The organism is Flavobacterium sp. GSB-24 (assembly GCF_027924665.1).
GTDB lineage: Bacteria > Bacteroidota > Bacteroidia > Flavobacteriales > Flavobacteriaceae > Flavobacterium.
This window is the reverse complement of sequence record NZ_AP027043.1, coordinates 1,858,366-1,885,365: the sequence shown is the minus strand read 5'-3', so window position 1 is coordinate 1,885,365 and position 27,000 is coordinate 1,858,366. Positions and strand designations below refer to the sequence as shown.

Annotated in this window: 25 protein-coding genes and 1 tRNA gene; 8 read left to right on the top strand and 18 right to left on the bottom strand. The window is 33.4% G+C overall.

Translation table 11 applies throughout. The annotated features are described in order from the left end of the window. Positions 1–7: 7 nt before the first annotated feature. From QMG60_RS08425 to QMG60_RS08410, 4 genes are all read right to left on the bottom strand, one after another. Positions 8–916 carry a helix-turn-helix transcriptional regulator gene (locus QMG60_RS08425; RefSeq protein ID WP_281867466.1) on the bottom strand — a complete coding sequence of 303 codons (909 nt, stop codon included), beginning with the start codon at positions 914–916 and terminating at the stop codon, positions 8–10. A gap of 360 nt (positions 917–1,276) precedes the next feature. Further along, complete coding sequence (locus tag QMG60_RS08420) at positions 1,277–2,806, bottom strand: SulP family inorganic anion transporter (protein ID WP_281867465.1); 1,530 nt, start codon at positions 2,804–2,806, stop codon at positions 1,277–1,279. Positions 2,807–3,049: 243 nt separating this feature from the next. Then, the gene (locus QMG60_RS08415; RefSeq protein ID WP_241774361.1) at positions 3,050–3,289 is read right to left on the bottom strand and encodes a hypothetical protein; all 240 of its coding nucleotides are present in this window, start codon (positions 3,287–3,289) and stop codon (positions 3,050–3,052) included. 8 nt (positions 3,290–3,297) lie between these two features. Further along, positions 3,298–4,287: a hypothetical protein gene (locus QMG60_RS08410; RefSeq protein WP_281867464.1), complete on the bottom strand. Its 990-nt coding sequence runs from the start codon at positions 4,285–4,287 to the stop codon at positions 3,298–3,300. 87 nt (positions 4,288–4,374) lie between these two features. On the opposite strand from QMG60_RS08410, the gene QMG60_RS08405 reads away from it, so the two are divergent. After that, positions 4,375–5,460 carry a histidine kinase gene (locus QMG60_RS08405; protein ID WP_281867463.1) on the top strand — a complete coding sequence of 362 codons (1,086 nt, stop codon included), beginning with the start codon at positions 4,375–4,377 and terminating at the stop codon, positions 5,458–5,460. Further along, positions 5,433–6,146 (top strand): LytTR family DNA-binding domain-containing protein, encoded by a 714-nt coding sequence (locus QMG60_RS08400; protein WP_281867462.1) that lies wholly within the window; start codon positions 5,433–5,435, stop codon positions 6,144–6,146. The genes QMG60_RS08405 and QMG60_RS08400 overlap by 28 nt, the downstream gene beginning before the upstream one ends. Positions 6,147–6,220: 74 nt before the next feature. Here QMG60_RS08400 and QMG60_RS08395 read toward each other — a convergent pair whose 3' ends face one another. Beyond that, positions 6,221–6,637: a hypothetical protein gene (locus QMG60_RS08395; protein ID WP_134139471.1), complete on the bottom strand. Its 417-nt coding sequence runs from the start codon at positions 6,635–6,637 to the stop codon at positions 6,221–6,223. 287 nt (positions 6,638–6,924) lie between these two features. Between QMG60_RS08395 and QMG60_RS08390 the strand changes: the two genes are divergently transcribed. The 6 genes from QMG60_RS08390 (at position 6,925) to QMG60_RS08365 (ending at position 11,158) form a co-directional block, all read left to right on the top strand. After that, the gene (locus tag QMG60_RS08390) at positions 6,925–7,389 is read left to right on the top strand and encodes a hypothetical protein (RefSeq protein WP_057117174.1); all 465 of its coding nucleotides are present in this window, start codon (positions 6,925–6,927) and stop codon (positions 7,387–7,389) included. Between the two features lie 379 nt (positions 7,390–7,768). Continuing rightward, on the top strand, positions 7,769–8,998 hold the full coding sequence (locus QMG60_RS08385; RefSeq protein WP_281867461.1) for a TMEM143 family protein: 1,230 nt from the start codon (positions 7,769–7,771) through the stop codon (positions 8,996–8,998). An 89-nt stretch (positions 8,999–9,087) separates the two neighbouring features. Continuing rightward, the gene (locus QMG60_RS08380; RefSeq protein WP_281867459.1) at positions 9,088–9,552 is read left to right on the top strand and encodes an Mpo1-like protein; all 465 of its coding nucleotides are present in this window, start codon (positions 9,088–9,090) and stop codon (positions 9,550–9,552) included. Positions 9,553–9,632: 80 nt separating this feature from the next. Continuing rightward, positions 9,633–10,166, top strand: coding sequence for a hypothetical protein (locus tag QMG60_RS08375; RefSeq protein ID WP_281867458.1), 534 nt, complete (start codon positions 9,633–9,635; stop codon positions 10,164–10,166). A 253-nt stretch (positions 10,167–10,419) separates the two neighbouring features. Then, positions 10,420–10,611, top strand: a complete 192-nt coding sequence (locus QMG60_RS08370; RefSeq protein ID WP_281867457.1) for a hypothetical protein — start codon at positions 10,420–10,422, stop codon at positions 10,609–10,611. A gap of 163 nt (positions 10,612–10,774) precedes the next feature. Beyond that, positions 10,775–11,158, top strand: coding sequence for a hypothetical protein (locus QMG60_RS08365; protein WP_281867456.1), 384 nt, complete (start codon positions 10,775–10,777; stop codon positions 11,156–11,158). A 266-nt stretch (positions 11,159–11,424) separates the two neighbouring features. Here the strand turns inward: QMG60_RS08365 and QMG60_RS08360 are convergent. The 13 genes from QMG60_RS08360 to QMG60_RS08300 all read right to left on the bottom strand — a co-directional run bounded on the left by QMG60_RS08360 (position 11,425) and on the right by QMG60_RS08300 (position 26,992). Next, positions 11,425–11,498, bottom strand: a tRNA-Arg gene (locus tag QMG60_RS08360). Positions 11,499–11,592: 94 nt separating this feature from the next. After that, positions 11,593–12,042: a GatB/YqeY domain-containing protein gene (locus QMG60_RS08355; protein WP_057117182.1), complete on the bottom strand. Its 450-nt coding sequence runs from the start codon at positions 12,040–12,042 to the stop codon at positions 11,593–11,595. 205 nt (positions 12,043–12,247) lie between these two features. Further along, on the bottom strand, positions 12,248–14,224 hold the full coding sequence (gene ftsZ / locus QMG60_RS08350) for a cell division protein FtsZ (protein ID WP_281867455.1): 1,977 nt from the start codon (positions 14,222–14,224) through the stop codon (positions 12,248–12,250). 86 nt (positions 14,225–14,310) lie between these two features. Continuing rightward, positions 14,311–15,720 carry a cell division protein FtsA gene (gene ftsA, locus QMG60_RS08345; RefSeq protein WP_057117184.1) on the bottom strand — a complete coding sequence of 470 codons (1,410 nt, stop codon included), beginning with the start codon at positions 15,718–15,720 and terminating at the stop codon, positions 14,311–14,313. 6 nt (positions 15,721–15,726) lie between these two features. After that, positions 15,727–16,449 carry a hypothetical protein gene (locus QMG60_RS08340; protein ID WP_057117185.1) on the bottom strand — a complete coding sequence of 241 codons (723 nt, stop codon included), beginning with the start codon at positions 16,447–16,449 and terminating at the stop codon, positions 15,727–15,729. Further along, on the bottom strand, positions 16,436–17,785 hold the full coding sequence (murC, locus tag QMG60_RS08335) for a UDP-N-acetylmuramate--L-alanine ligase (RefSeq protein WP_057117186.1): 1,350 nt from the start codon (positions 17,783–17,785) through the stop codon (positions 16,436–16,438). Before murC ends, QMG60_RS08340 begins: the two co-directional genes overlap by 14 nt. Positions 17,786–17,987: 202 nt before the next feature. Next, positions 17,988–19,073 carry an undecaprenyldiphospho-muramoylpentapeptide beta-N-acetylglucosaminyltransferase gene (gene murG / locus QMG60_RS08330; protein WP_281867454.1) on the bottom strand — a complete coding sequence of 362 codons (1,086 nt, stop codon included), beginning with the start codon at positions 19,071–19,073 and terminating at the stop codon, positions 17,988–17,990. Positions 19,074–19,115: 42 nt separating this feature from the next. Next, a complete protein-coding gene (locus QMG60_RS08325; RefSeq protein WP_281867453.1) occupies positions 19,116–20,426 on the bottom strand; it encodes an FtsW/RodA/SpoVE family cell cycle protein in 1,311 nt (436 codons plus the stop codon). 78 nt (positions 20,427–20,504) lie between these two features. Beyond that, the gene (gene murD, locus QMG60_RS08320; RefSeq protein WP_057117189.1) at positions 20,505–21,836 is read right to left on the bottom strand and encodes a UDP-N-acetylmuramoyl-L-alanine--D-glutamate ligase; all 1,332 of its coding nucleotides are present in this window, start codon (positions 21,834–21,836) and stop codon (positions 20,505–20,507) included. Continuing rightward, positions 21,837–23,072: a phospho-N-acetylmuramoyl-pentapeptide-transferase gene (gene mraY / locus QMG60_RS08315; protein ID WP_281867452.1), complete on the bottom strand. Its 1,236-nt coding sequence runs from the start codon at positions 23,070–23,072 to the stop codon at positions 21,837–21,839. A gap of 112 nt (positions 23,073–23,184) precedes the next feature. Beyond that, complete coding sequence (locus QMG60_RS08310; protein ID WP_281867451.1) at positions 23,185–24,648, bottom strand: UDP-N-acetylmuramoyl-L-alanyl-D-glutamate--2,6-diaminopimelate ligase; 1,464 nt, start codon at positions 24,646–24,648, stop codon at positions 23,185–23,187. Then, positions 24,645–26,654 (bottom strand): penicillin-binding protein, encoded by a 2,010-nt coding sequence (locus tag QMG60_RS08305; RefSeq protein WP_281867450.1) that lies wholly within the window; start codon positions 26,652–26,654, stop codon positions 24,645–24,647. The genes QMG60_RS08310 and QMG60_RS08305 overlap by 4 nt, the downstream gene beginning before the upstream one ends. Beyond that, entirely contained in the window at positions 26,645–26,992 is a 348-nt protein-coding gene (locus QMG60_RS08300; RefSeq protein WP_134139452.1) for an FtsL-like putative cell division protein, read from the bottom strand. Before QMG60_RS08300 ends, QMG60_RS08305 begins: the two co-directional genes overlap by 10 nt. Between the last annotated feature and the right edge of the window lie 8 nt (positions 26,993–27,000).

Here is a 27,000-nt window from a genome sequence, read left to right as displayed (position 1 = left end):
GCAAAAATCAAACAATTTCTACCTGACGATAGTTTTTTGGTGAAACCTGAACATTTTTTTTGAAGAAATTAATAAAATGAGATGATTCCTCGAATCCCAGACACCACGCAATTTCATTAATATTCCAGTTGGTTTGTTTCAGTAAAATCATTGATTCCTGAACAATTCTTTCTGAAATAATCTGAGAAGTTGTTTTTCCAGTTGTTTCTTTTAAAGATTTATTCAAATGATTGATATGCACATTTAACTGATTTGCAAATTCAGATGGTGAACGAAAAGTAATTTGCTGCGTAATAGATTCAATCGGAAACTGACGCTCTAATAATTCTAAAAACAAAGATGAAATTCGGATAGTCGCATTCGATTTACTGTATAATGAAGTAGTTACAGCCTGCGTTTTGAGTGCTAAATGAATAATCTCAAAAACTAGATTTCGAAGAATATCATATTTAAAAGCATAATCAGAATTAATTTCATCGAACATTCTTAAATAGATGGCTTTAAGAGATTCTGCTAATTCTGTTGAAACTGGAACCACGGGATTTCCGCCAGGCTGAAATAATGGATACTCTTTTAAATTTCCAAATTGATTAAAAAAAGCATCCGTAAAAATGCAGAAAAATCCAGTTTGATTCTCATCTATATGTTCCCAGCTGTATGGAATCTGCGGATTTGCAAAAAATAAAGCCTGATCTTCAATGACTGCTGTTTTATCTGCATAATGAACTTTGTTTTTACCAATAATCAAACTTATTTTATAAAAGTCTTTTCGGGTATAAGGCAAAGGATTACAAGTACTTCCAACATAATCATCCAATTTAAAAACATTAAAATGTCCCATTTCTTTTTTAAGATTCTCGGGCATTCCTTTTATTTTAATTGTATAAAAATCTTCTAGTGTTTCTGTCAGTTTCATTTTGTAAAGTTACAAAAATCAAATTATTTTAATTAGAAATTTTGTCAATTAGAAAATTAGATAATTGGTGTGTGGCTTCTCCCGAAGTTTCAGCACGCTCAGCCTGACAAACTTAACACATTACAAAAATTTTAATCATAATCCAATTACATCTGTAGAGACGCACCGCAGTGCGTCTTATGCGCAGAAACAACGCAACAATATAACGCAAGAAACCCGACAGGTTTTAAAAACCTGTCGGGTTTAACCTATGATAAGAAGCGATACACAAACAGTAAGCAGACGCACTGCAGTGCGTCTCTACAGAAAATTGGATCGCAACATTAAAATTCACCATTAACAATTCACAATTCACAATTATCAAGACACTACTTTATAAGTTGGATCTTCAATTACATTTACATTAATAACGGCATCCGCATTTTTAAGTAATTGCCTGCAGTCTGGACTTAAATGCTGTAATTCTATTGTTTTGTTTTGTTGACTGTATTTTTTAGTCAGATTGTTTAAAGCTTCAATTGCAGACATATCAGAAACACGGCTTTCTTTAAAATCAATTATAACGTTTTTGGGGTCGTTTTTTACATCAAACTTTTCCATAAAAGCAGTTATGGATCCGAAAAATAAGGGACCATAAATCTCATAATGTTTTACTCCATTTTCATCAATATAATGTCTCGCACGAATTCTTTTAGCACTTTCCCAAGCAAAAACTAGAGCAGAAATAATCACACCAATTAAAACCGCCAAGGCTAAGTTGTGCAATACAATCGTAATTACAGCAACCAATATTCCGACAAAAATGTCGTGTCTCGGCATTTTGTTTATAATCCGGAAACTTGCCCATTCAAAAGTAGTAATCGCAACCATCATCATGACGCCGACTAAAGCTGCCATAGGCAATTTACCAATTACAGGCGCGCCAAAAAGTATAATCAGCAAAATAGTCAAAGCTGCAATAATTCCAGAAAGTCGCGCTCTAGAACCAGCACCAAGATTTACCAAAGTCTGTGCGATCATTGGGCAGCCTCCCATTCCGTAGAAAAATCCGTTTAATATGTTTGAACTTCCCTGCGCAATACATTCGCGATTACTGTTTCCGCGAGTTCCAGTAATTTCGTCGACTAAATTCAGCGTAAGCAAACCTTCAGTCAAACCAACGGCCGCGACAATTACAGAATATGGAAATATCACTTTTAAAGTGTCAAAAGAAATCGGAATATTTGGTATATGAAACGGAGGAAATCCGCCTTGAACAGAAGCAATATCTTCTACCGTTTTGGTTTCGATATTAAATACAATTACCAACGCAAAGACAATCATAATTGCTACCAGAGATGCGGGAACTGCTTTTGTGATTTTTGGAAAAATTAAAACAATAGCAACTGTAAGTGCGACCAAACCCAGCATAATATACAGTGGAGTTCCCTGAAGCCAAGAAACCTGACCATTTACAACGGTTTTAAACTGCTCCAGCTGCGACATGAAAATTACAACCGCGAGTCCGTTTACGAAACCAAACATAACAGGCTGCGGAACGAGCCGAATAAATTTTCCAAGTTTAAAAAGTCCGACACAAATCTGGACTACTCCGCCAAGTGCGACGGCTGCAAAAACATATTCTATTCCGTGCGATTTCATTAAAGCGATCAAAACAATTACCGTTGCCCCTGCTCCACCAGAAATCATTCCGGGTCTTCCTCCAAAAATAGCTGTTACTAAACCCGCTATAAAGGCCGCATATAACCCAACCAAAGGCGGAAATCCTGCAAGAATAGCAAACGACAAAGATTCTGGAATCATGGTCATTGCCACTGTTAAACCAGCTAAAATTTCATTTTTATAATTGACTTCTTGGGTAAAATCGAAGAGTTGGAACGCTTTTTTCATGGCACAAAATTAGAAAAATAATATGCAAAAAAAGAACAAACCTTTTCGTGGTGAAAAAGCGGCAAGAAATTAATGCGATAAGCAGAACAGCTATATTAACGTAATTGTTCTAAGAGAAAAATTAAAATGTAAAGAATAAAACCTGTCATCTTGATAATTTATATTAAATTAAAATTATTAAGCAAAAATACTTACAAAAGAAACAAATACAGCTGCGTACTTACACCTGTTTTTCAATATAAATTAATCAAGTCTTACACAGGTATAACCTAGGCAATGCATATAATCCACTATATTATCGCACTCCAGATCTATACCTTCTACCCTTAAAATTTTATCGCAGTCTTCCAGATCAAAATTTATTTTATAATCTGGAAATTGAGTTTGAATAACGGCGATGACATAATTTTTATCAGATTCTTTCTGAACATTCGTTTTAAAAATTTCCACAACCATGGGTGACTCTTTTAATTCTTTAAACATATACATTCTTACTTTCTATTAAAAAGATTATAAGATACTCCGAATCTAAAATAACCCTGTGTATCTTCTTTTTGATCATAAACATAGCGATTGGTGCGTTCTCCCTTCTCGGTAATTCGAGCGCTGACAACATTATTAAAACCGCCTTTTACAAATGCAATCAGCTTTGGGGTAAAGCTGTATTCATAAGTAATGCCCGATTTTAATTCTAATTGATTGAGTTCGTAAACTCCATGTAAATTTGAGGAGTTTAAATTTAGATAAAAACTTTCAGTATTTAATTCCGTTCCTAAGGAAATTCTTCCGTTTTCTAACAATTCTCTTCTAAATAATAATCGCTGTGGGAGAATAAAATCCATATCCCATTTTGAGTTTTTAAATTTATGATTCATCGAGAAAAGCGGCGTTAGCGGTACAATAGAAGACGGATCCAGCAATACCAAAACTCCAGCAGTAATTGTCGTAGAAGGAGTTCTCGTAAGCACCAAAACTGACGATGCAAATCCTTTTATACGCTGTAAATTCTCTTCATTTCCATCAACTGATGCTGTAGCACTGTAAATAACAGGTTTATTAAAAAGAGATGCCATATAGGTTGCCGTCACAGCACCTGCCCAGTAATGAATGTCTTCATTTTCTCTTCTATAAGTTTGGGTTGTGGCATAACTATAAATGTCTCCAAACTGATAACTTTCATATTTATAACGAAGCGAAGTCGTCAAAACAAAACGCTTTGATTTTGAAGCATAAAATGGCAGATTAAAAGCTGCTTTAAAACGACTGTGATTTTCAACTCTTCCTCTTTCCAATTTATTCCCAAATAATTCAGAATCGTAATTAGAAGGTCCTAACTGTTCATATTGCAAATCAAAAGTTCTAGTTGTAGGGAATTTGTCTACTATTGCTTTTCCTAATGTTTTTATACCTGGCTCTTTTTCCTGAGCAATAGCGTGCACGGAAATAAACACAACGAAAACTGAAATGATTTTAGACTTCATAATTGGTATAAATTGTTTTTGGAATAAATTATAAATTCGGCTCAAAAGTAATTTACAAGCTCATATTCTAATAGTAATTTTATACCAGTGGCGTATGATTTATACGAATGGCGTTTGTATAATTTCCCTCTTACAATTGGCTTAAAACTATACGATTATATTATTTTTGCCGTTATGACAATCGCTAAAATTTATCAGAACTTTTTTTTACGAAATCTCTTTGTAAATACACTTGTTTATTTGGTTATTCTTGCTTGTGTTTACGACGAAATAAGACTCGACGGACACAGCTGGGCATATATTTTGAGCAAAATTGCCGTCGGATATTTCCCTTGCATTGTCTGGATAACATTTTTTAATGTTTTCATCATCAAACCTATTTTATTCAAAAAGAAAGTCAAACTCTTTTTCACGCTTCTTGTTGGGTATTGGACTTGTTTTTACTTTTTTATGAATTGGTTTTTTCCTCTGGTGGGATTAGGGAATTTTAAGACACTTCAAATATTATCTTTAATAATCAACGGAACATTTTTTTATTTCATTCATGTCGTTATCACCAAAAAAATCATGGATGCCGATAAAGATATTATGAATTTCAAATCGGAACTTTCGTTTTTAAAACAACAGTTAAATCCGCATTTTCTACTCAATGCGATGAATAATCTTTACGGCGAAGCCTTGGCCGAACCCGATAAAGTTCCAGACCGAATCCTGAATCTTTCGGATATGCTCCGTTATCAGATTGAAGCTTCTAAAAAAGATTTTGTTTTGGTGGAAGAAGAAATTGCTTTCGTAAAAAAATATATTGAATATTATACCTTTAGAAACGAACGTTTGAATGTAACACAAAATCTAGAAGGTGCATTTGACCAAATCGAGATTCCGCCTTTATTTTTTTTACCATTGGTAGAAAATGCCGTGAAGTTTTCTGCCGAAACTGCAGAACCTTTTATTAATCTGGATTTAAAAGTAAAATGTCGAAATTTGTCCTTTACTTTAAAAAACAATTATCTTGATTCGGGTTCGCGTCTTTCGAGCACAGGAATCGGAATTGAAAACCTAAAAAGACGTTTAGAAGTTTACGGCTTAAAACACGATTTAAGCTGTAAAAAAGAAAAAAACATGTTTGTAGTAAAATTAAGTATATGGCATTTACCTACCGCTGTCTCATAATCGATGACGAATCGCCGGCGCACAAAGCACTGATTTCGCACATCTCGAAATTTGACGAACTGGAACATTCCGGAAGCGCTTTTAATGGTATGGAAGCCATAAAACTACTTAACGAAAACCAATATGACATTATTTTTCTAGACATTAATATGCCCGTAATTTCGGGTGTCGAATTAATGGAATTGCAGCCCAACCGACCGCTTACAATTGTCACAACAGCTTATTCTGATTTTGCGCTTTCGGCTTACCAAAACGATGCAATTGATTATTTAATGAAACCCATTTCGTTAGAAAAATTTTCAAAAGCCATAGAAAAAGCCAAAACTTATTATTCTGGAAATACTCTTAAAAAAGAAACAAATAGTAACGAAAAAGTACTTTCGTACCGTTCTAATGGGCAATTACTAGAAACTCCGCTTGCTGATATTTTATATATAGAAAGTCTGGGCAATTACATGAAACTGCACAACTGCAAACTAAAATCGCCAATTATTATTTACGGTTCACTCGCTAGCATAAGTACAGAGATTGACTGTTCAAATTTCCTTCAAGTACATCGTTCTTATATCGTCAATACTGCTAAAATTACCGCTGTTACTTTTAAAAATCTCACTATGTCTAATGGCGAAATTATTCCTGTGGGAAGGAAGTATCAAATTTTGCTAGATAATATTTCAATTAGATAATTTGTCAATTTTGATAATTAGATAACTTTTGGAAAAGTTGAACTTCATGCTTTAATTTTAAACCCATTTTGGATTTACTTCTTTTTCCTTAGATACTCAATCGCCCCAGTAGACCATAAAGCCAGAAAAATCAAAACAGGCTGAAAAAACAATCGTATCAAACGCGCTTGATCTGTGTTCATGCCCAGCGCATCAATTCTATTTAAATATTGGGCAATATTGCCCGGAAAAACCATTACATAAAATACGGCAAGGAAAATTCCCATGTGAACTTTATATTTCGTCAAAAAAATAAGAGCAAGCCCAAGTATTAACTCTACGATTCCAGAAAGAATCACTACTAAATCTTTATCCATAGGAACCCAGTTAGGAACCTGCGCCTGAAAATCTATTCTTTGAAAAGTAAGATGCCCAAAAGCAGCGGTTATCATAAAAAGTCCCAGCAAAATTCTAAAGAAATTTTGTGTTTTAGTTGTGTGTATATTTTCCATAGTAAAGATCATTAATTAAAATTTGAAAGAATTATCTATCAAATTTAAGACGTTAAATGACAAACTCCATTTCATGCAATTTATCTTTTTGTTACATAATATCTATGTCTTAAACCTTGTGAAACATGTTAAAAACCTTTTGCATAACCGATGTTTTAGACATTATAAAGCAATTCAGCATTCGTTGTTTATTCTTTTCTTTAAAAAAACATTTTATCTGAATAACTTTTCTTACTTAATTGGTTAAATTCGCATGCTACAAAACCACTAAGAATATTTTATAACCAATGAGCATATTCAATTTATTTAAACGATCAGATATAGAATGCCCGAGGTGTCTCGGCAAAGGATTTGTTGAATGGGAAGACATTGTTCGTTTAAATAGACAATTAAAATGGGTTCCTGCACCCTGCGCTTATTGCAATGCAGTTGGAAGGGTGCCTAAAGAAATGCTGTCTAAAGTTACTGTAGACTGCATGTATCTCACTATAGATCTCCCAGAATCTGTAATCGAAAAAATAAAAGAAGGTGATCAAGAAACAATAGAGAAAGGAAAACAACGCGAACTTTTTGTTGATCATCTTATACAATTTGCAGAACACCACTATTTAACACAAAATATGGACGCAGAAAGCATCGCCAATTTGTATTTAAACACAGAAGAAGAATCTGCTCTTTTTTCTGTAAATAAAGACGAATTAATCAAGTACATTCAAGGCGTAATCGAATTAAAAAAATCCGGACAAAATTAAACCAATTTGATTCATAAAAAACAAACAATCAAAACCTTAGCATCCTAGTAACTAGCACTTAAAAAAAACACGTATAAATACCTATAGTCACAATTTTATTATGTACTAATATTGCTAAGAATAATTTTTAGTTAGAATATAAGTTTTCTTCGAGAAGGCTTTTTAAATTTTTTGTCACTTTTTTTTTGGAACACAAAGTGGGATTTCAAATCGCTGGTAACGATTAGAAATCCCACTTTTTTTGTTTTGATAATGTTTTTCCAATTAAAACCTTGTGCCTTTACACTCTGCCATTTTGCCCCTCTCTTCTCTTTGCCCCTCAAAAAAAAGAAGTATTTTTGCGTTTAGTAAACGCCACGAAATTAAAGCCCAAAATCAAATGACACGAGAACATTATATTCCGTTTAATAAAGAATTTTTACTCGAGCAGCAGATTGCAGCTTTCGCGGAAGATCAACAAAAGGCTGCAGATTTTAAAAAGTTTTTTGATATTATAGAGCATTATTATCATTACGAATCTTTTAATCTTAACCGAAACTTAAAGCAGCATTACGCGCTTTACGATCCAGATTTGAGCGAAAAAGAACGTGAAGGTTTTATTGGTAAAAGTGATTTTGGAGTTTTTAAAAAAACCTTACTTAAAGTTTTAGAACGCGGCAACTATTACAGAATTAACGAAGAAATTTTAAAAGAAGCCTTTCAAGAATCTGATTTAATTGGTTTAAATCTCGCAATAGATTTTAATGCTTTCAAAGATTACGAACTATACGCACGTGGCCATCATAAGGCAAAAGAAAAAGTCAAGAAATATTTTTTCTGGAAAAAAGAAGTGGAAATCGAATATTACGATCGTGTTCTTATCTACCTCAATTACAGCGACGCAGATTATCTAACGGCAAAAAAAGTCAAATTAGGAAAGATGCCCATTGATCCAGGTTCAATTGCCTTGAAAATATTTAAACGCGTTCCTAAAAACGATCTTGAAACGATATTTCCGAATGCAATTCCGAAAATGTCATTGAAAGACAAAATGCTACTTTGGGTTCCTGGAGTTTTTGGTGGAATTTCGCTTTTAAGTGCCAAAGTAATTCCCGCGCTTATCAATATGTACGATGCTTATCAAACAGGCGAAACCATTGATTTATTGAACAGTAAAACTTCCTTAAACCAAGGATTAATTGCTTTAGGGATTTTAGCAGCTTATTGTTTCCGCCAGTACAATAACTTTATAAATAAGAAAATTAGGTATTCTAAAACACTTTCGGATAGTTTGTATTTTAAGAATGTCGGAAACAACAGCGGTGCTTTTTATTCATTACTAAATTCATCAGAAGAAGAAGCCTTAAAAGAAACAATCTTGGCATACGCATTTCTAAATAGAAGCCAAACCCCATTAACAGCCGAAGAGCTAGATTCACAAATTGAATCTTGGTTTTCTTCTCATTTAAAAACCGAGTTGGATTTTGATGTAAACGATGCATTACTAAAATTAAAAAGTATTGGAATAGGAATAGAAACTAACGGGAAATGGCAGGTGATTCCTCTAAACGAAGCACTAATCAAAATCGATGAGTTGTGGGATAGTGTTTTTGAATATAATCAGAAGTAGGTTTATTGATTTTAGTTTATTGTTTATGTTGTAATTACTAATGAAAAATTTTATTAGATTTACTTCAACTAACTATAAACCAACAAAAAATGAGAACATTAGAGCAATGGTTTGCAGAATATGCCGTAAGCCACCAAAACCCAACAAACAAAGCGATACACTATATTTGTGTTCCTGCAATTTTCTTTTCTATTGTAGGTTTATTAAAGAGTATTCCGAGTGGAATTATCGCTGATACCTTAAAATTAAATTTGCCAATTATTGAAAATTGGGCATTTGTAGTTTTACTTTTCGTTCTTATTTTTTACATCAGATTATCAGTTACAATGGCGATTAAAATTGCTATTTTTTCTGCAATTTGTTTGGTTATTAATTATTACATCGGGCAAATTGTTCCGCTGTGGGCATTCTCAATTGGCGTTTTTGTTATTGCCTGGATCGGACAATTTTACGGACACAATATTGAAGGCAAAAAACCTTCTTTCTTAAAAGATCTTCAGTTTCTATTGATTGGTCCGGCTTGGGTGGTAGAAAACTTGTTTTCTAGAAAGTAACTTATATGATTAGTAAAAAATAAGTATTATCTTATTTTAAAAATATTATTTATATTTTTGATTTACCAAAAACTAATCTTATGATACAATTAATCTGGGTAATACTAAACATTGCCATCATACTTTACTTTATTATTCTATGTTTTAAAGCTGTTAAACTGATCCGTGATAATATCGGTATATTTGCTGCCGTAGTATTTTCATTTGTTTTATTATCTTTTATTACAAATCCAAAAAAAGATAAAGATACTGAGAGTCAAAGTTTAAGATTTGACTCTAAAGAACAAAAAAATAAAGAGCTAATTCAACCATTTCTCAACACTTATTTGTCCAAAACAACAATTGACGAAGATTTAATATCAACTATTAATCTAACTGTAATGTATGATGCAAAAAAAGTACTTTCAGCGAATGTAAACAAAACTGGATTTACAGGTGGTACAACTTGGAAACCATCTTTTATCGATGTTCAAAAAATAGACAACAAAAATAAATGTAAATATATTATTTATGGTGTTAACGAATGGAGGCTGGCTGGTTTTCTTTTATACTCACAATCTAAAAATTACGAAGGCATAACAGAGTTAAAAAATGACTTTTATATACCAAAGTAAAATCACAGGTTAATAATAAAAAACAAACTTATACTAAAAAGGCGTACAATATTTTATCGTTTTTAAACCAAAAATATAATTTAAATATTTTTATACTAGCCAGATAATCCCATTTTAGACAGAGAAAAATCTTCCTATCGATTGCTTGCGGAATTTTAAAAATTACACCTAATGCGTGCAGAAAAAGATAAATTCTAAATTAAAATTTGGCGTAAAAAATCTTTTAACAACTAAAACTATAAACATTTAAAACATGGAAAATAAAAAACCAATTACATTTATTTTTTGGGTTATCGCTATCATTTTAGGTGTAACCTTATACAAGCAATTTGACTTTCAAAATTTAAAATTTGAGAAACCCGGACTAGCAGTTGTGTATATAATTGTTTTTGTGTTTTCTGTTTTTGTTTTAATTAAAAACTATAAAAAGCATTCTCGAAAATAAAAAAATAAGATAAATGGGTGTAGGAACATTAATTGGATCTCTTCTTCTAATTGCTTTAATTCTTTTTTTTACTTGTATACTTATATATCACAAAAAAAGAAAATCTACAATTGGCATCATACTTTCTTTATGTTTATTAATTTGTCTTTTATCATTTTTTTTTATGAATAAAATAGACGAGCTAAATATCTCCAAAAATGATGTTAGAAAAGACTTAAATCAAATCAACATTGAACTTAATACTAATTTTATAATTAAGGAAAACACTGTTTCCGGTGTTCCAGAAAGATATCAAAAAACAGTAATTGGAATATCAAAATCTGAAGTTGAAAGAATAATAAACGAGATAAAAAATTCTCAAAATTTTAAACATTACAGCAATAATGTTTCTTTGCATGTCACTTTTGAAGGACAAATACAAAATATTAAATACCCTAAATATTATTCACGAGAACTATATAAAGAAATTGAAAATATACCAACTCGAATATTTTTAACAGTTTACGAAGGAAAAGACATATTGGAATATCAAAAAATGGAAGATTAGACATTCCCATCAAAAGCCATTTGACAAAATTAGAGTTTTAACTGAATTTAAAAAATGTTCTTGTATTTAGGATGATTTAGATCCAAAGAATGGGTCTAATTTAAGAATGATGTTAACTACAAAATTGATCAAAAAAGCATGACGGTGTTCGAACCAAAATTTAGCGTAAATACTGATGTGATAAAAGAATAAAAATTATTAGAATAATTTTCGAACCATAAAAAAAGCCTGAGAATATACATTCTCAGGCTTTCATTATTTTAAAGTGACCGCGGAGGGGTTCGAACCCCCAACCCTCAGAGCCGAAATCTGATATTCTATCCAGTTGAACTACGCGGTCAAAATATTTAAAATTGTCAATTTTTTATCCCGAAGTTTCGGGACCAAATTCCAAGTTTAGCATTGGAATTTGGAATTTTTACTATTGGAATTTTCTAAGAAAGTAATTTTTTCACAATTGTAGAAATAGTTTTTCCTTCAGCAGTTCCGCCTAATTGTGCAGAAGCTAATCCCATAACTTTTCCCATTGATGCAATTCCAGAAGCACCTGTTTCTGCAATAATTTTAGCAATAACAGCTTCTACTTCTTCTTCGCTTAATTGAGCTGGTAAAAACTTCTCGATTACTGCAACCTGAGCCAATTCTGGTTCAGCTAAGTCAGGACGATTTTGTTCTGTAAAGATTCTTGCGCTTTCTTTACGTGTTTTTACCAATTTTTGAAGTAATTTAATTTCTTCATCTTCTGATAATTCTTCTTTTGATCCAGAAGAAGTTGCTGCTAGTAACAATTCAGATTTAATAGCTCTCAATGCTTCTAATGCAACAGTATCTTTTGCTTTCATGGCCGTTTTGATCTCGTCCATGATCTTTGCTTGTAAACTCATCTTTGTCTTTTTATTTGAATAAGCAGTGCTTATAAATTGATATTTTATATTGAAAGTTTGTTCTCGACTTCGCTCGAAATGACAATAAAATTAACTTTAAAAATCAACTTGAGAAGTCAAATTTTTAAATTCTGTGCGAAGATAAAAAAAATAACCCGAAAATTAAATCCAATTTTCGGGTCATCCTAATATTATGATGCTAAAATTAATCTACGTTGTCGTGCAAAAATGAATTGTTTGAACGCAATTGTAAATCGTTGTTACTATCTGTCCCAACAGAAATTCTAGAATTTGTATTATTTGACTGTGAATTCGATAAATCAATTCCTAATCTTTTGTAAGCTGGTTCTTTTTCCAACTCGTCAATTCTAGAAACATTATTATGGAATTTATAGTTAAACTCTTTTAGTTTCTTTCTTCTTTCTTCTGCTCTTAAACGAAGTGTTTCTTCAATTGTTAATTCCATTGGAGAAACTTCAGAAGTCGTTGTAAAATCGGCTTGACTTGCAAAATCAGTTCTTGGTTTCAAAGTAATGTTTAATTCCTCTGGAACAACATCTTCAACCACTTTTTCAACTGGTTTAGAAGTAATCAAGTCGTTTTCAACTTCCATATATTCTTCTAAAGAATATTTGATGATTCCGTTATCAGAAACTTCTGTTACCGGCACAAACTGCACTGGATCATTTACTTTTATCTCACGTGTTTCGTTTGTTAATTCAAACAAAACTTTATTATCTTCAATAACTGGTTCTCTTTTTACAGGCTCTGATTTAAACAAAGGTAGATCAAAAGAAAAAGTAGTCTGCTCTTCTCTTTCAAAAACTCTTTGTTGCTGCACAGGCTGTTGTTGTACTTGTTGTACAACTGGAGTTTCTGGTGCAGAAATTGTAAAATCGATATCTGTAATTGGCGAAACAATTTCGAAAGTCACATCCAAATTTTTAATAAATTCAGACATTACCACTAACTCTTCCTGATTGATTGCTGGAGCAACAGCTTGTGGAGTTGGCGTAAATGTTTCGTCATCATCCATTAAATCAAAAACAACTTTATCTTCAGTTTTTGCTGTAGGTGTATCAACTGTTAAGTCGAAAGAAGTAAGTGGTCTACTAGTTAAATTATGAACACTTCTCTGCTCATCTTCTAACGTATGAATGATTTTTTTAGGTTCTGTATTAACAATTTCATTTTGTTGTTCTACATCAAAACCTGTAGCAATAATAGTTACTGCAATTGCTTCACCTAGAGTTTCGTCTTCACCAACTCCCATGATAATATTTGCATTGTAACCAGCCTCAGCTTGAATGTGATCGTTGATTTCTCCAATTTCATCAAGAGTAATCTCATTAGTTCCAGAAACGATAAGCAACAATACGTTTTTGGCACCTGTAATTTTATTGTCGTTTAACAAAGGAGAATCCAAAGCCGAAACAATAGCGTCTTTTGCTCTGTTTTCACCTGTTGCCACAGAAGATCCCATGATAGCTGTTCCACTGTTAGCCAAAACAGTTTTTGCATCACGTAAATCGATATTTTGAGTATAGTGGTGCGTAATTACTTCGGCAATACCTCTAGAGGCAGTTGCCAAAACTTCATCCGCTTTAGAGAATCCAGCTTTAAAACCAAGATTTCCGTATACTTCTCTTAATTTGTTGTTGTTGATTACAATTAATGAATCGACTTGCTTGCGTAGTTTTTCGATTCCAATAATTGCTTGCTCCTGACGTACTTTCCCTTCAAATTGAAACGGAATGGTCACGATACCAACTGTTAGTATTTCTCTTTCTTTTGCTAATTGAGCGATTACCGGAGCAGCACCTGTTCCTGTTCCTCCACCCATACCAGCAGTAATAAATACCATCTTAGTATTTCTATCTAACATTTTTTCAATATCAGAAATACTTTCGATAGCAGACTGCTGTCCAACATCTGGGTTTGCTCCTGCTCCTAATCCTTCAGTTAAATTAACTCCTAATTGAATTTTATTTGGTACTGAACTATTTTGCAGCGCTTGTGAATCGGTATTACAAACGATAAAATCTACGCCCTTAATACCTTGCTTGAACATGTGGTTGATTGCGTTACTTCCGCCTCCGCCTACACCTATTACTTTGATTACATTTGATTGATTTTTTGGTAAATCAAATGAAATACTTCCAAATTCTGAGTTGCTCATCATCTTTTTGGTTTTTGAAATTCTTATTTAGTACATTTTTTACTTCTTGACTTGGGGCAAAAAGTAATTTCCTTCTCTTGTTATTCTAATTATTCTGCGTTGTCTAAAAATTCTTTGATTTTATCAACGTATCGATCAAAAAATGATCTTCTTATTTTATTTTCAGTAGACTCGTCTTTAGCTGCTTTATGACTCACAACTTCTCTTGTCTCTTCAATAGCTTCTACTCTCTCAACGTAGTTTTCTTCTACTTCGTATCGCTGTACTGGAGTTGGTGCATTTCTATAAACCACTTTTGGCTGTTCATTAACCAGTTCCATTCTAACAGCACTTTGAGAACTGTTTTCAATGCTGTTCATTACTAATCCAACCGCAGTCGCGAATAATGGACTAGAGATTTCTTCTCCAGAATTCCCTGCTAAATGCTCATTTGGATAACCAATTCTAGTATCCATTCCTGTAATGTATTCTACCAATTGTTTGATGTGCTTTAATTGCGCACCGCCGCCTGTTAATACAATACCAGCAATTAGTTTTTTACGAGGATCCTCGTGACCGTATGCTTTTATTTCTGCAAAAACCTGTTCTACAATTTCCACAACTCTTGCGTGAATAATTTTAGATAAGTTTTTTAATGAAATTTCTTTTGGTTCTCTTCCTCTTAAACCAGGAATCGAAACGATCTCATTATCTTTATTTTCTCCCGGCCATGCTGATCCGAATTTGATCTTTAAAAGTTCTGCTTGTTTTTCGATAATCGAACAGCCTTCTTTAATATCATCTGTAATTACATTTCCACCGAAAGGAATCACCGCTGTATGACGAATGATACCATCTTTGAAAATAGCCAAATCTGTTGTTCCGCCACCAATATCGATAAGCGCAACACCAGCTTCTTTTTCTTCTTGACTTAAAACCGCATCGGCAGAAGCTAATGGCTCTAGTGTTAAACCAGATAATTCAATTCCTGAACTCTGAATACATCTTCCAACATTTCTGATTGAAGAAGCCTGCCCAACTACAACGTGAAAACTAGATTCTAATCTTCCGCCGTACATTCCGATTGGCTCTTTAATTTCAGACTGCCCGTCGATTTTAAATTCCTGCGGTAAAACATGAATAATTTCTTCTCCTGGTAACATCGCCAGTTTATTTACCTGATCGATTAGGAGCTGAATATCATTTTCACCAATAACCTCTTCTGGATTATTTCTGCTGATGTAATCAGTATGCTGTATACTTCTGATGTGCTGCCCGGCGATCCCTACAACAACATCTTTTATTTTGTAACCTGAATTATTTTCTGCTTCGATTATCGCTTGTTGAATCGATTGAATCGTCTGCGTAATGTTGTTTACTACTCCTCTGGCAACACCCAAACTTTTGGATTTACCAATGCCCAAAATCTCCAACTTACCATATTCATTTTTCTTGCCAATCATGGCAACGATTTTGGTTGTTCCAATATCTAGACCTACTGCAATGTTATCTTTTTCCATTTTCTATTATTTAGTGCAAACTACTTGTTCCGTAAACCTAAGGTCAATTTTACTGTATTTATATAACGAACTATCTAAAACTGCTTTTTGAAAAAAGGCTTTATAGTTTCTAAATTTCTTATCAACATTCATTGTTCTGCCGAAATCTATGAAGTAATCATAGTTACGATTAAACATTTTTAGGCTTCCATTCGGCATAATCTCTATTGCAATGATGTTTTTTTTCAAAAACGCATCGTCATAAATTGTGCGAAATAAAGCTGCTAAATCTTCGTTATTTTTTTTATTAATTGCCCCTGAAACAAGCGGAACTCTTGCAGTAAAATTGTCAGACAAAGGCATTTTATTACCCTCGTAATCAATATAAAAAGAAGCGTCGCCGTCATAAACTCTTGCTATGGGCGTCTTCTGTTTTACTACTGCTTTTAGAACTCCATCGATACTTACAAAAACATTTGACTTCTCAATCATCTCTTGTGTATCGAGGGTTTTCTCTATCTTATTCAAATCTACTTCATCTTTTCTAATACTTGAAGCGTCTCTTTTATTTTCTATCAACAATTTATTAACCGTTTCAGGCTTCACAAAAAGCGTATTTTCTCCTACAAAAACGACCATCGATTTTTTCAATTTTCGATCGCCATTTCGATGTTGTGCGAATGAAAATAAAAAAACTACAAGACCTAAAATAAGTACTAATCGAATATTTGTCCAATTAAATATTTTCATTTAGCATTTTTTTAATTGACGGAACCATTTCTCCTATATCACCAGCTCCAATTGTCACAATTATTGGTGCATCGCTGGCTTTGATTTCACGCAATAAATCGTTTTTTGCAACAATTTTTTTGTTCGAATTTGTCATTTTACCCAAAAGCCATTCAGATGTTACTCCTTCCATCGGAAGTTCTCTAGCTGGGTAAATATCCATTAAAAACACTTCATCAAATTTTGATAAGCTTTCGGCAAATCCATCAGCAAAATCTTTTGTTCTGCTAAATAAATGAGGCTGAAAAATGGCCAGCACTTTACGACCTGGATACAATTCCCTAACTGCCTGATGAACAGCATTTATTTCTGTCGGATGATGTGCATAATCATCAATATATACTAATTTTTCACTCTTAATTTGATACGAAAAACGTCTTCTGATTCCGTTGAATGAAGCAATGGCTTTTGCAATAGACTCGGTCGGGGTGCCAAAAGTGTTAGCCATCGCAATAGCCATCAATCCATTCATTAAATTGTGTTTCCCAGGCAGCCCAAAACGTAGGTCTTTCATAATTTCTGACGGTGTCTGCACATCAAAAACATAAGCGCCATCTTCTATTCGAACATTAAAAGCCTTATATACAGCATCTTCATTTATAGCACATTGAACGCCCTCAAGAGGTAATTCTTTTGTTATGAAGAGATTGTTTTTATCTTCTACTTTTGCCGCAAATTCTCTAAAAGAATCCTCAATTGCCTCACTAGTTCCATAAATATCCAAATGATCTGCATCCATAGACGTTACACACGCGATATCCGGACGTAAATGCAAAAATGATCTGTCAAATTCATCGGCTTCAACAACAGTTACTGTTTTTCCGCTTCCAATTAGATTTGAATTATAATTTTCAACAATTCCTCCAATAAAAGCTGTAACATCAGCTCCGCTTTGAAATAAAATATGCCCCAGAATACTAGATGTTGTTGTTTTTCCGTGTGTTCCAGCAACTGCAAAACAAAATGTATCTTTACTTATAATTCCAAGAACTTCTGCACGTTTTTTAACCTCGTAATGTCTTTCTATAAAATAATTCCATTCTGAATGTGTTTTTGGAACCGCTGGTGTAAAAATTACCAGTGTATTCTCAACATAATAATCGGTTGGAATTAAACTAATATTATCTTCAAAATGAATATCAATACCACTTTCAATCAATTCACTTGTCAGCATAGAAGGGGTTTTATCATAACCTGAAACTTGTTTTCCAATATATTTGAAATAACGAGCCAAGGCACTCATTCCGATTCCTCCGATACCAATAAAATAAACGTTCTGTATTTGATTTAAATTCATCTTAATTTCTTCTTTAAGTATTAAGTTTCAGGCGCTAAACCATAAACTTTATGCTTTATAATTGTGTTAAGCTTTCATCTTGGTTTTTCCTAAAAAACTAAAAACTAAGCCATTATGTTTTTATACTTATAAGAATCGAAAGTCCCCTAAAATAGCGTTCTTCTTTTCTCTTGATGTTGTATAATTTTCGCCAAAATTTATATTATAACAACTTTTTTATTTCTTCTACAATTACTTTCGTAGCATTTGGCATTGCTAATTTTTTGATATTATCACTTAATTGTTTCTGTTTTCCCTGATCTTTCAGCAGCGCTTCAAAAACGATGCTAAATTGACTTTCCAATTCAGATTCTTTCAATAAAATTGCACCTTTTGAATCTACAATTGCCTGCGCATTTTTAGTCTGGTGATCCTCAGCAACATTCGGAGACGGAATAAAAATCACTGGTTTTCCAACAATACATAATTCTGATACTGACGAAGCTCCTGCTCGTGAAATTATTACATCTGATGCTGCATATACAAAATCCATTCTTTCAATAAAATCAACCACTTTTACATTTGGCTGATTGTATTTTTTATAATCTTCAAAATATAATTTTCCACATTGCCAGATTACCTGAACATCTTGCGAAAGAAAATTTTGCAATTCTTTTTCAATTAACTGATTGATTCTTCTCGCTCCTAAACTTCCCCCTAAAACCAACAAAGTTTTTTTATTTGGATCTAAACCATAAAACGAAATTGCTTCATCACGTTTACTGTCGATATCAATTAAATCCTGACGTACTGGATTTCCAGTTAAAACAATTTTTTCTTTCGGAAAAAAACGTTCCAAATTTTGATAGGCTACACAAATTTTATTCGCTTTTTTACTCAATAATTTATTAGTGATTCCCGGAAATGAATTCTGCTCTTGAACCACTGTCGGAATTCCTGCCGAACCAGCCGCCTGCAGTAAAGGTCCGCTGGCAAAACCACCCGTGCCTATTACTACATTTGGTTTGAATTTTTTAATAATTCTTCTTGATTCCAATAAACTGCTTGCTAGTTTAAGAGGAAACATCATATTTTGTAAAGTCAATTTTCTTTGTAAACCAGCTATCCAAAGACCTTTTATCTCGTAACCTGCCTGAGGCACTTTCTGCATTTCCATTTTATCTCTGGCACCAACAAAAAGAAATTCTGCATCAGGAAATTGTAATTTTAATTCATTTGCAATCGCAATCGCAGGATAAATATGTCCTCCTGTTCCTCCTCCGCTAAGTATGAATTTATACTTTGTCATCATTTAAAAAATTACAACGTTTTAAAAACTATTTTTTTTATTTTATTTGTTTAAAACTGCATTCATCGGATTCCTCGAATTATCTTCTATAGAATACATTTGCTCTTCTTCATATATTTCTTGAGGAACTAAATCTTCTTCTGCCAGTTCTTTATCGATCAATCGCTGTAATGCTTCTTTTCTTTTTTCTTTTTCCTTTTTTTCTTCGGCAATTTCTTCCTCTTTTTTCGTAACACTGATTATTATTCCCAGCGAGAAACAAGTCATCCAGATCGAACTTCCTCCACTACTTATCAATGGCAGTGTCTGTCCAGTTACGGGTAACAGTTCAACCGCTACCGCCATATTAATCATCGCTTGGAATATCATCGGAAATCCGAGACCGACGACGACTAATTTTCCAAATAAGGTGTTTGCTTTATGAGAGGCAATCACAAATCTGAACAACAGCAATAAATACAGAAGTAATATCGAAACTCCTCCAACTAAGCCATATTCTTCAACTACAATTGCGTAAATAAAATCGGAAGATGATTGTGGAAGAAAGTTCTTTTGAACACTTTTTCCAGGTCCTAATCCGCCTAATCTACCTGAAGCAATCGCAATTTTTGCTTTTTCAATTTGATAATCGTCTTCGTCTGGTTTATCTGTCGTAAAGTTCATGATACGGCTTTCCCATGTTGAAACCCTGCTGAAAAACCTAGAGTCTGGAAAAGCTTTGGCTACCAAAAGGAAAAATGCCAGCATTGCAATTCCTGAACCTATAATAAATCCTATATATTTTAATGGATATTTACCAATGAACGTTAGCATCATAACCATCGAAAAAATCAACGCTGTGGTCGAAAAGTTGGCTGGTAATATAAGTGCCAAAGTGATAAATACCGGAATCCAAAGTTGAATAAATGAGGTTTGAAACGGCTCATTTTCTTCTTTCTTTTTTGACAAATAACGCGCAACATAAATAAACAATACGCTTGCTGCTAGAGTCGAAGTCTGAAACGTGATTCCAATAAACGGAACCTGAATCCATCGACTTGCATTTGCGCCCGCAATTACGGTTCCTTTTAATAATGTGTACAATAATAGAATCCAAACTACTGGAAGCGCTATTTTAGAAATCGCTCTAAAATAATGATACGGCACTTTGTGAACCCAGTATATAATTAGAAAACCTATACAAACGTGAGCCAAATGTTTTACCAAATAACCCAATGTATTACCGGTTCCATGACCAATATAAGCCAGATTACTACTCGCACTAAAAACAGGCATAAACGAAAATAACGCCAATAAAGCCACAAATGACCATATTACCCTATCTCCTTTTAGTTTGTTTACTAATTGCTTCATTGTTTTTAGTTTCAGGTTTCTTTTGTTTCAGGTTTCAAGTTCCTCATAACATGAAACTTGAAACTTGAAACTTTTATTCTACAAGTTGTGTACCGCTTGCTTAAATTGTTTTCCTCTGTCTTCGTAGTTTTCAAATAAATCAAAACTTGCGCAGGCTGGAGACAACAATACTGCATCACCTTTTTCTGTTAATCTTTGAGCCGTTTTTACTGCATCGTTCATATTGTTCACTTCAACCATAATATCAACAACGTTTCCAAAAGCATCTATAATTTTACGGTTGTCTACTCCTAAACAAATAATCGCTTTTACTTTTTCGCGGACTAATGACATTAATTCGTTATAATCGTTTCCTTTGTCAACACCACCCACGATCCACACGGTTGGAACATTCATACTATCTAAAGCAAAGAATGTAGCATTTACATTGGTCGCTTTTGAGTCATTGATATATTGAACGTTTTGTATTTTTAATACTTTTTCTAAACGGTGCTCAACACCTTGAAAATTAGATAAACTTTCACGAATAGTTGCATTTCTAATCTGCATCAATTTCGCCACAGAGCTTGCTGCCATTGCATTTTTCATATTATGTTTTCCTTCTAACGCAATGTATTCTGTTTCCATTGTAAACTCTTCTTGGTTGATCTTTATTTCCATTTTGTTGTTATTTATAGAAGCCCCTTCATCGAATGTTTTCGTTAATGAAAAAGGAATTAATTTTGCTTTTGTTTTGTTACTCTTTAACCATTCTGTGCTTGCCTCATCGTCTGCATCGTAAATGAGATAGTCGCTTTCGGTCTGGTTCATCGTTATCCGGAATTTCGAATTAATATAATTTTGATATTTATATTCGTATCGATCTAAATGGTCTGGACTAATATTGGTTATTATGGCAATATCTGGTCTGTAATCTATTATTCCGTCTAACTGAAAACTGCTTAATTCAAGAACGTATGCATCAAATTTATTTTCGGCTACCTGCCAAGCAAAGCTCTTTCCGATATTACCGCCTAAACCGACATTTAATCCTGCCGATTTCAGCAAATGATAAGTCAGCATTGTTGTTGTTGTCTTACCGTTACTTCCAGTAATTCCTATTGTCATTGCTTCTGTAAAAGGTGCTGCAAATTCAATTTCAGAAATCACCTTAATCCCTGCTGCAACCAGCTTTTTTACTATTGGTGATTTATCTGGAATTCCTGGGCTTTTCATTACGACATCGGCATTCAAAATCAAATCTTCTGTATGCTGCTCTTCTTCCCAGGCAATTTTATTAATGATAAGAACTTCTTTGTAACTCTCTTTTATCTTTCCAAAATCTGACACGAAAACATCGTATCCTTGTTTTTTCCCGAGGATTGCGGTTCCAACTCCACTTTCTCCTCCCCCAAGTACTACTAGCCTCATTTATCTTAATTTTAAAGTAATAATTGACAATATGGCTAACATCACTGCAACAATCCAGAAACGGGTCACTATTTTACTTTCATGATATCCTTTTTTCTGATAATGATGATGAAGCGGCGACATCAAGAAAATTCTTCGACCTTCACCAAACCTCTTTTTTGTATATTTAAAATAAGATACTTGAATAATTACTGAAGCACTTTCTGCTAAGAAAATACCACAGAACAAAACAATCAATATTTCTTTACGAACTGCAATTGCCAAAACAGCGATAATTCCTCCAATTGTTAAACTACCTGTATCACCCATAAAGACAGATGCCGGATATGAATTGTACCAAAGAAAACCAATCAGCGCTCCAACAAAAGCTGAAATAAAAACCGTCATTTCTCCCGAATTGGGGATATACATAATATTTAGATAATTCGAGAAAATAATATTTCCAGAAACAAACGTGAATATACCGAGGGCAAGGACAGAAATTGCCGAAGTTCCTGCGGCGAGTCCATCGATTCCATCTGTTAAATTGGCTCCGTTTGAAACCGCTGTGATGATAAAAATTACAACTGGAATAAATATTAACCAAGCCCATTTTTCATATCCATCTCCCATAAACGACAAGATTTCAGCATAGTCAAATTCATTGTTTTTTACAAATGGAATTGTTGTTGCTGTTGATTTCTCTTCTACAGGTGCAGATAACACAACAGTTGTATTTGCAGTGCTTGTTTTAAAAACATCCGTACGTCCTGTATCTGTTCTTACTGTAACAGCAGGGTTAAAATAAAGAACAGCTCCAACGATAATTCCTAATCCAACCTGACCAATAACTTTAAAAATACCTTTAAGTCCTTGTTTATCTTTTTTAAATATTTTGATGTAATCGTCAACAAAACCAATTGTTCCCATCCATAATGTAGTTACAATAAGCAATACTATATAAATGTTATGTAATCGAGCAAATAACAAAACTGGAACTAATGTGGCAAAAATGATAATCAATCCGCCCATTGTTGGTGTACCAGCTTTTTCATTTTGACCTGCAAGACCTAGTTCACGAACAGTTTCTCCAACTTGCTGGCGTCGAAGAAAATTAATTACCCTTTTACCATAAATTGTTGATAAAAGCAATGAAAGCATAAATGCCAAAGCCGATCTAAATGTGATGTACTGAAACACTCCTGTTCCAGGTAAATCTAATGTCTTGTCAAAATATTCAAATAAATAGTATAGCATATATCTTTTATTTTAAATTCCAATTTTGAATTAAAATTCCAATTTTTATCCCGAAACTTCGAGACCAATTCCAATGTTGCATTGGATTTTGGAATTTGGAATTTTGATTTTGTTATTTGTTCAATTGTTCTAAAATTTCCTTTACTGTTTCCATATCATCAAAATGATGACGAACACCATTTATTTCCTGATACGTTTCATGTCCTTTACCGGCAATCAGAATAATATCTTTTGGCTGAGCCAATTGACAAGCGGTTTTAATAGCTTGTTTTCTATCTGTAATTCGCAGCATTTTTTTATAGTTGTGAGGCTCCACTCCCTGCTCCATTTCATCCAAAATGACTTCTGGATCTTCATTTCTTGGATTATCAGAAGTCAGAATAGCTTTATCACTCAAATCTGAAGCAATTTTCGCCATAATAGGACGTTTCGTTTTATCTCTATTTCCGCCACAACCCACAACAGTGATTAACTGTTCATTTTTGGTACGAATATCATTTATCGTCTTCAAAACATTTTCTAAAGCGTCTGGCGTATGTGCGTAATCTACAACAGCCGTAATTCCTCCGTCTGATACAATATACTGAAAACGACCCGAAACACTTTCTAAATCAGATAGTAAGCGCAACGCTTCAAGACTATCAATTCCAAGCTCTACAGCTGTTCCATAAATAGCTAAAACATTGTATGCATTAAAAGTTCCAATTAGCTTTACCCAAACCTCATTATCATTAACTTTTAATAATAATCCTGATAATTGGCTTTCTAAAATCTGAGCTCTGTAATCGGCATAAGATTTTAAGGCGTACGTCTGTTTTTTAGCAGCTGTATTTTGCAGCATTACAGTTCCGTTTTTATCATCTATGTTAGATAAAACGAAAGCTGATTTTGGAAGTGAATCAAAAAACGACTTTTTAACATCTCTGTATTCTGCAAAAGTTGGATGATAATCTAAATGATCGTGTGATAGATTCGTAAATATTCCACCTACAAAATGCAATGCTTCAGTACGTTTTTGATGAATTCCATGCGAACTCACTTCCATAAAACAATGTGTAACTCCAGCTTCGACCATTTCATTTAAATAATGATTAATTGTTAGCGAATCTGGCGTTGTATGCGTTGCTGGATATTCTTTTTCATCAACCATGATTTTTACAGTTGATAATAAACCAACTTTAAAACCTGCTTTTTGAAACAATTGAAATAATAAGGATGCAATTGTTGTTTTTCCGTTTGTTCCAGTTACACCAACTAATTTTAATTTTGCAGATGGATCTTCAAAATAATTAGCAGCCATAAAAGCCAAAGCTGTATTGGTATCTTTTACCTGAATGTACGTAACATCTTTGGTAATATTTTCTGGAAGCGTATCGCAAATGATTGCTTTTGCTCCTAATTGAATTGCTTTTTCAATATAATCATGTCCATTTGAAAGTGAACCACGAATTGCCACGAAAACATCATTTGCTTCGACTTTACGTGAATCAAATTCAATTTTCTGAATAGCAGTTTCTGTTGAACCTTTTACAGATTCAATAGCTACTTTATATAATATGTCTTTTAATATTTTCACGATAATTCTAATACAATTGTTGTGTTTTTGCTAATATTGGTTCCCGCTTGAATCGATTGATTCTTTACTTTCCCCATTCCATTTACTTTTACTTTTAAACCTAAATTCTCCAGTAAAGCAATTGCATCCATTCCCGGCATTCCTTTTAAATTCGGAATCTGATTAACCTTTTTATTGGCTTCTACAATATATTTATCATAACTAGCATCCTGTTTTGGAATTCTAGTATCTAATTTTTTAATCTTATTTGTTGAAGGCGCATCAGTAAAAATCTTTTGAGCGATTCTTTTAAAGACTGGCCCTGCAACATCTGCTCCGTAATAGTTATTCTTAGCCGTATTTGGCTTATGAACCACTACAATACAAGAATATTTAGGATGATCTGCTGGAAAATAACCCACAAAAGAAGAAGCATAATACAACGCTGATTTTCCTTCTTTTCCTCCATAATTCATTTGAGCTGTTCCTGTTTTTCCTGCCATCGAAAAATCTTTCGAATACAATTTAGAACCTGTCCCTTTCTTCACTACATTCAGCAGTACTGCTTTCACTTTCTTTAATGTTTCTGGAGAACAAACTTTTGGATTTATAACTTCAACATCAAATTTCTTGATAGTTTTATTCCACTCTTTAATTTCAGACACAAACTGCGGTTTTACCATCACACCATCATTTGCAACTGAATTGTATAATGCCAAAGTCTGCATTGGTGTAACTGAAACTCCATATCCAAATGCCATCCAAGGAAGCGAAACTCCTGACCAATGTTTGTCTCCTGGCTGTGGTATATATGGTCTTCCTTCTCCTTTGAAATGCAATCCCAGCGTCTTATTTAAGCCATAACTATTGACATGATTTACAAACTTAGATGGGTTATTTTTGTAATTTTCATAAACCGCTTGAACCATTACAGTATTTGATGAAAGTTCAAATCCACGTGCTAATGAAACCTTTCCATAACCTCCGTTGTGCGAGTCACGAACTGATCTTCCATAATATTTAACTACACCGTTATGGCTGTCATAAACTGTACTTGTATCAGCTACTTTATCATCCAAAATTGCCATCAAGTCGACCAGCTTAAAAGTTGAACCTGGTTCGTGAGATTCGGCAATTGCGTAATTTGTTGTTTCGTAATACGATCCGTCCTCTGCTCTTCCTAAATTTGAAATTGCTTTCACATGGCCTGTTTGTGTTTCCATAACTACAACACAGCCGTGATCTGCTTCATAATCTTGCAATTGTTTCAGCAAAGCATGATGCGCAATATCCTGAATAAAAACGTCTATAGTCGAAATAACATCATAACCATCAATTGGATCTACTTCATTCAAATCACGAATTGGTTTCCACTGCCCTTTTGCAATTTTTTGTTTTAGAATTTTACCGTCTTTCCCGTTCAAATAACTCTTAAAAGCCCACTCAATTCCTTTTCCAACTTCTACACCTGTTGCAGGATCAACTCGGTCGTAACCAATTGTTCTTTCTGCAATTTTTCCAATTGGATGTTTTCTAACGGTTTCTTGTTCAACTATAATCCCACCTTTAAAAGCGCCTAAATTAAATAATGGAAAACCTTTAATTTTCACATATTCGGTATAACTTAAATTGCGGGCAATCAAATAATAACGGTTTTTATTTTCGCGCGCTTTTCTTAATTCTTTTTCGTAATAACCTGATGGTCTGTCTAAAACAGTTTCTAAAGAATCTGCTAATTGCTTTACATACTTCTCAAAAGTTTCTTTTTTTGGTGCTTTTGCATCAAAACGAATTTCATAGTTCGGAATTGAGGTTGCCAATAAACTTCCATCAGCAGAATAAATATTTCCTTTGTTTGCCGGAATTACAAAATTTCTAACTGTACGCTGTTTAGCCAGTTTTCTATAATAATCTCCTTCAACCCACTGAATATTGGTTAACTTAACTACAATAGCAATTGCCATCAAAAAGATGAAAACTGCTACGAGGTAAATTCTGTAGGATATATGTTTATCTTCTACTGCCATATTCTTTTAAAGAAATTTTTTTCTTCTTCTTTTGTAACTTCTATTTTAACTGGAGGAACTGTAGAAGGAAAAATTTGTTTTTCCTTCATTTTATCAGAAATCGTTGACTCCATTTTTAATTTCATTAATTCTGAACGTCGATCTACAAATTCAGACCTCAATTCTTTTACTTCGTTGCTTAATTTCGCAATTTCAAAAACCTTTTGCTCGTATCGCTGTGTATTTGCAATCATCAAAATGGCCAGCAGAATTATAAAAACAATAAAACGCCAATTTTTTACCGCATCATCATGTATCAGAAATCTTGCTTTTAATATGCTAAACACGCCGCTTTTCATTTTTTCCT

Bases quoted from the DNA above. Each gene is read 5' to 3' on its own strand.
- QMG60_RS08425 (WP_281867466.1), bottom strand. From the start codon at position 916: ATGAAACTGACAGAAACACTAGAAGATTTTTATACAATTAAAATAAAA.
- QMG60_RS08420 (WP_281867465.1), bottom strand. From the start codon at position 2,806: ATGAAAAAAGCGTTCCAACTCTTCGATTTTACCCAAGAAGTCAATTAT.
- QMG60_RS08415 (WP_241774361.1), bottom strand. From the start codon at position 3,289: ATGTTTAAAGAATTAAAAGAGTCACCCATGGTTGTGGAAATTTTTAAA.
- QMG60_RS08410 (WP_281867464.1), bottom strand. From the start codon at position 4,287: ATGAAGTCTAAAATCATTTCAGTTTTCGTTGTGTTTATTTCCGTGCAC.
- QMG60_RS08400 (WP_281867462.1), top strand. From the start codon at position 5,433: ATGGCATTTACCTACCGCTGTCTCATAATCGATGACGAATCGCCGGCG.
- QMG60_RS08395 (WP_134139471.1), bottom strand. From the start codon at position 6,637: ATGGAAAATATACACACAACTAAAACACAAAATTTCTTTAGAATTTTG.
- QMG60_RS08390 (WP_057117174.1), top strand. From the start codon at position 6,925: ATGAGCATATTCAATTTATTTAAACGATCAGATATAGAATGCCCGAGG.
- QMG60_RS08385 (WP_281867461.1), top strand. From the start codon at position 7,769: ATGACACGAGAACATTATATTCCGTTTAATAAAGAATTTTTACTCGAG.
- QMG60_RS08380 (WP_281867459.1), top strand. From the start codon at position 9,088: ATGAGAACATTAGAGCAATGGTTTGCAGAATATGCCGTAAGCCACCAA.
- QMG60_RS08375 (WP_281867458.1), top strand. From the start codon at position 9,633: ATGATACAATTAATCTGGGTAATACTAAACATTGCCATCATACTTTAC.
- QMG60_RS08370 (WP_281867457.1), top strand. From the start codon at position 10,420: ATGGAAAATAAAAAACCAATTACATTTATTTTTTGGGTTATCGCTATC.
- QMG60_RS08365 (WP_281867456.1), top strand. From the start codon at position 10,775: ATGAATAAAATAGACGAGCTAAATATCTCCAAAAATGATGTTAGAAAA.
- QMG60_RS08355 (WP_057117182.1), bottom strand. From the start codon at position 12,042: ATGAGTTTACAAGCAAAGATCATGGACGAGATCAAAACGGCCATGAAA.
- ftsZ (WP_281867455.1), bottom strand. From the start codon at position 14,224: ATGATGAGCAACTCAGAATTTGGAAGTATTTCATTTGATTTACCAAAA.
- ftsA (WP_057117184.1), bottom strand. From the start codon at position 15,720: ATGGAAAAAGATAACATTGCAGTAGGTCTAGATATTGGAACAACCAAA.
- QMG60_RS08340 (WP_057117185.1), bottom strand. From the start codon at position 16,449: ATGAAAATATTTAATTGGACAAATATTCGATTAGTACTTATTTTAGGT.
- murC (WP_057117186.1), bottom strand. From the start codon at position 17,785: ATGAATTTAAATCAAATACAGAACGTTTATTTTATTGGTATCGGAGGA.
- murG (WP_281867454.1), bottom strand. From the start codon at position 19,073: ATGACAAAGTATAAATTCATACTTAGCGGAGGAGGAACAGGAGGACAT.
- QMG60_RS08325 (WP_281867453.1), bottom strand. From the start codon at position 20,426: ATGAAGCAATTAGTAAACAAACTAAAAGGAGATAGGGTAATATGGTCA.
- murD (WP_057117189.1), bottom strand. From the start codon at position 21,836: ATGAGGCTAGTAGTACTTGGGGGAGGAGAAAGTGGAGTTGGAACCGCA.
- mraY (WP_281867452.1), bottom strand. From the start codon at position 23,072: ATGCTATACTATTTATTTGAATATTTTGACAAGACATTAGATTTACCT.
- QMG60_RS08305 (WP_281867450.1), bottom strand. From the start codon at position 26,654: ATGGCAGTAGAAGATAAACATATATCCTACAGAATTTACCTCGTAGCA.
- QMG60_RS08300 (WP_134139452.1), bottom strand. From the start codon at position 26,992: ATGAAAAGCGGCGTGTTTAGCATATTAAAAGCAAGATTTCTGATACAT.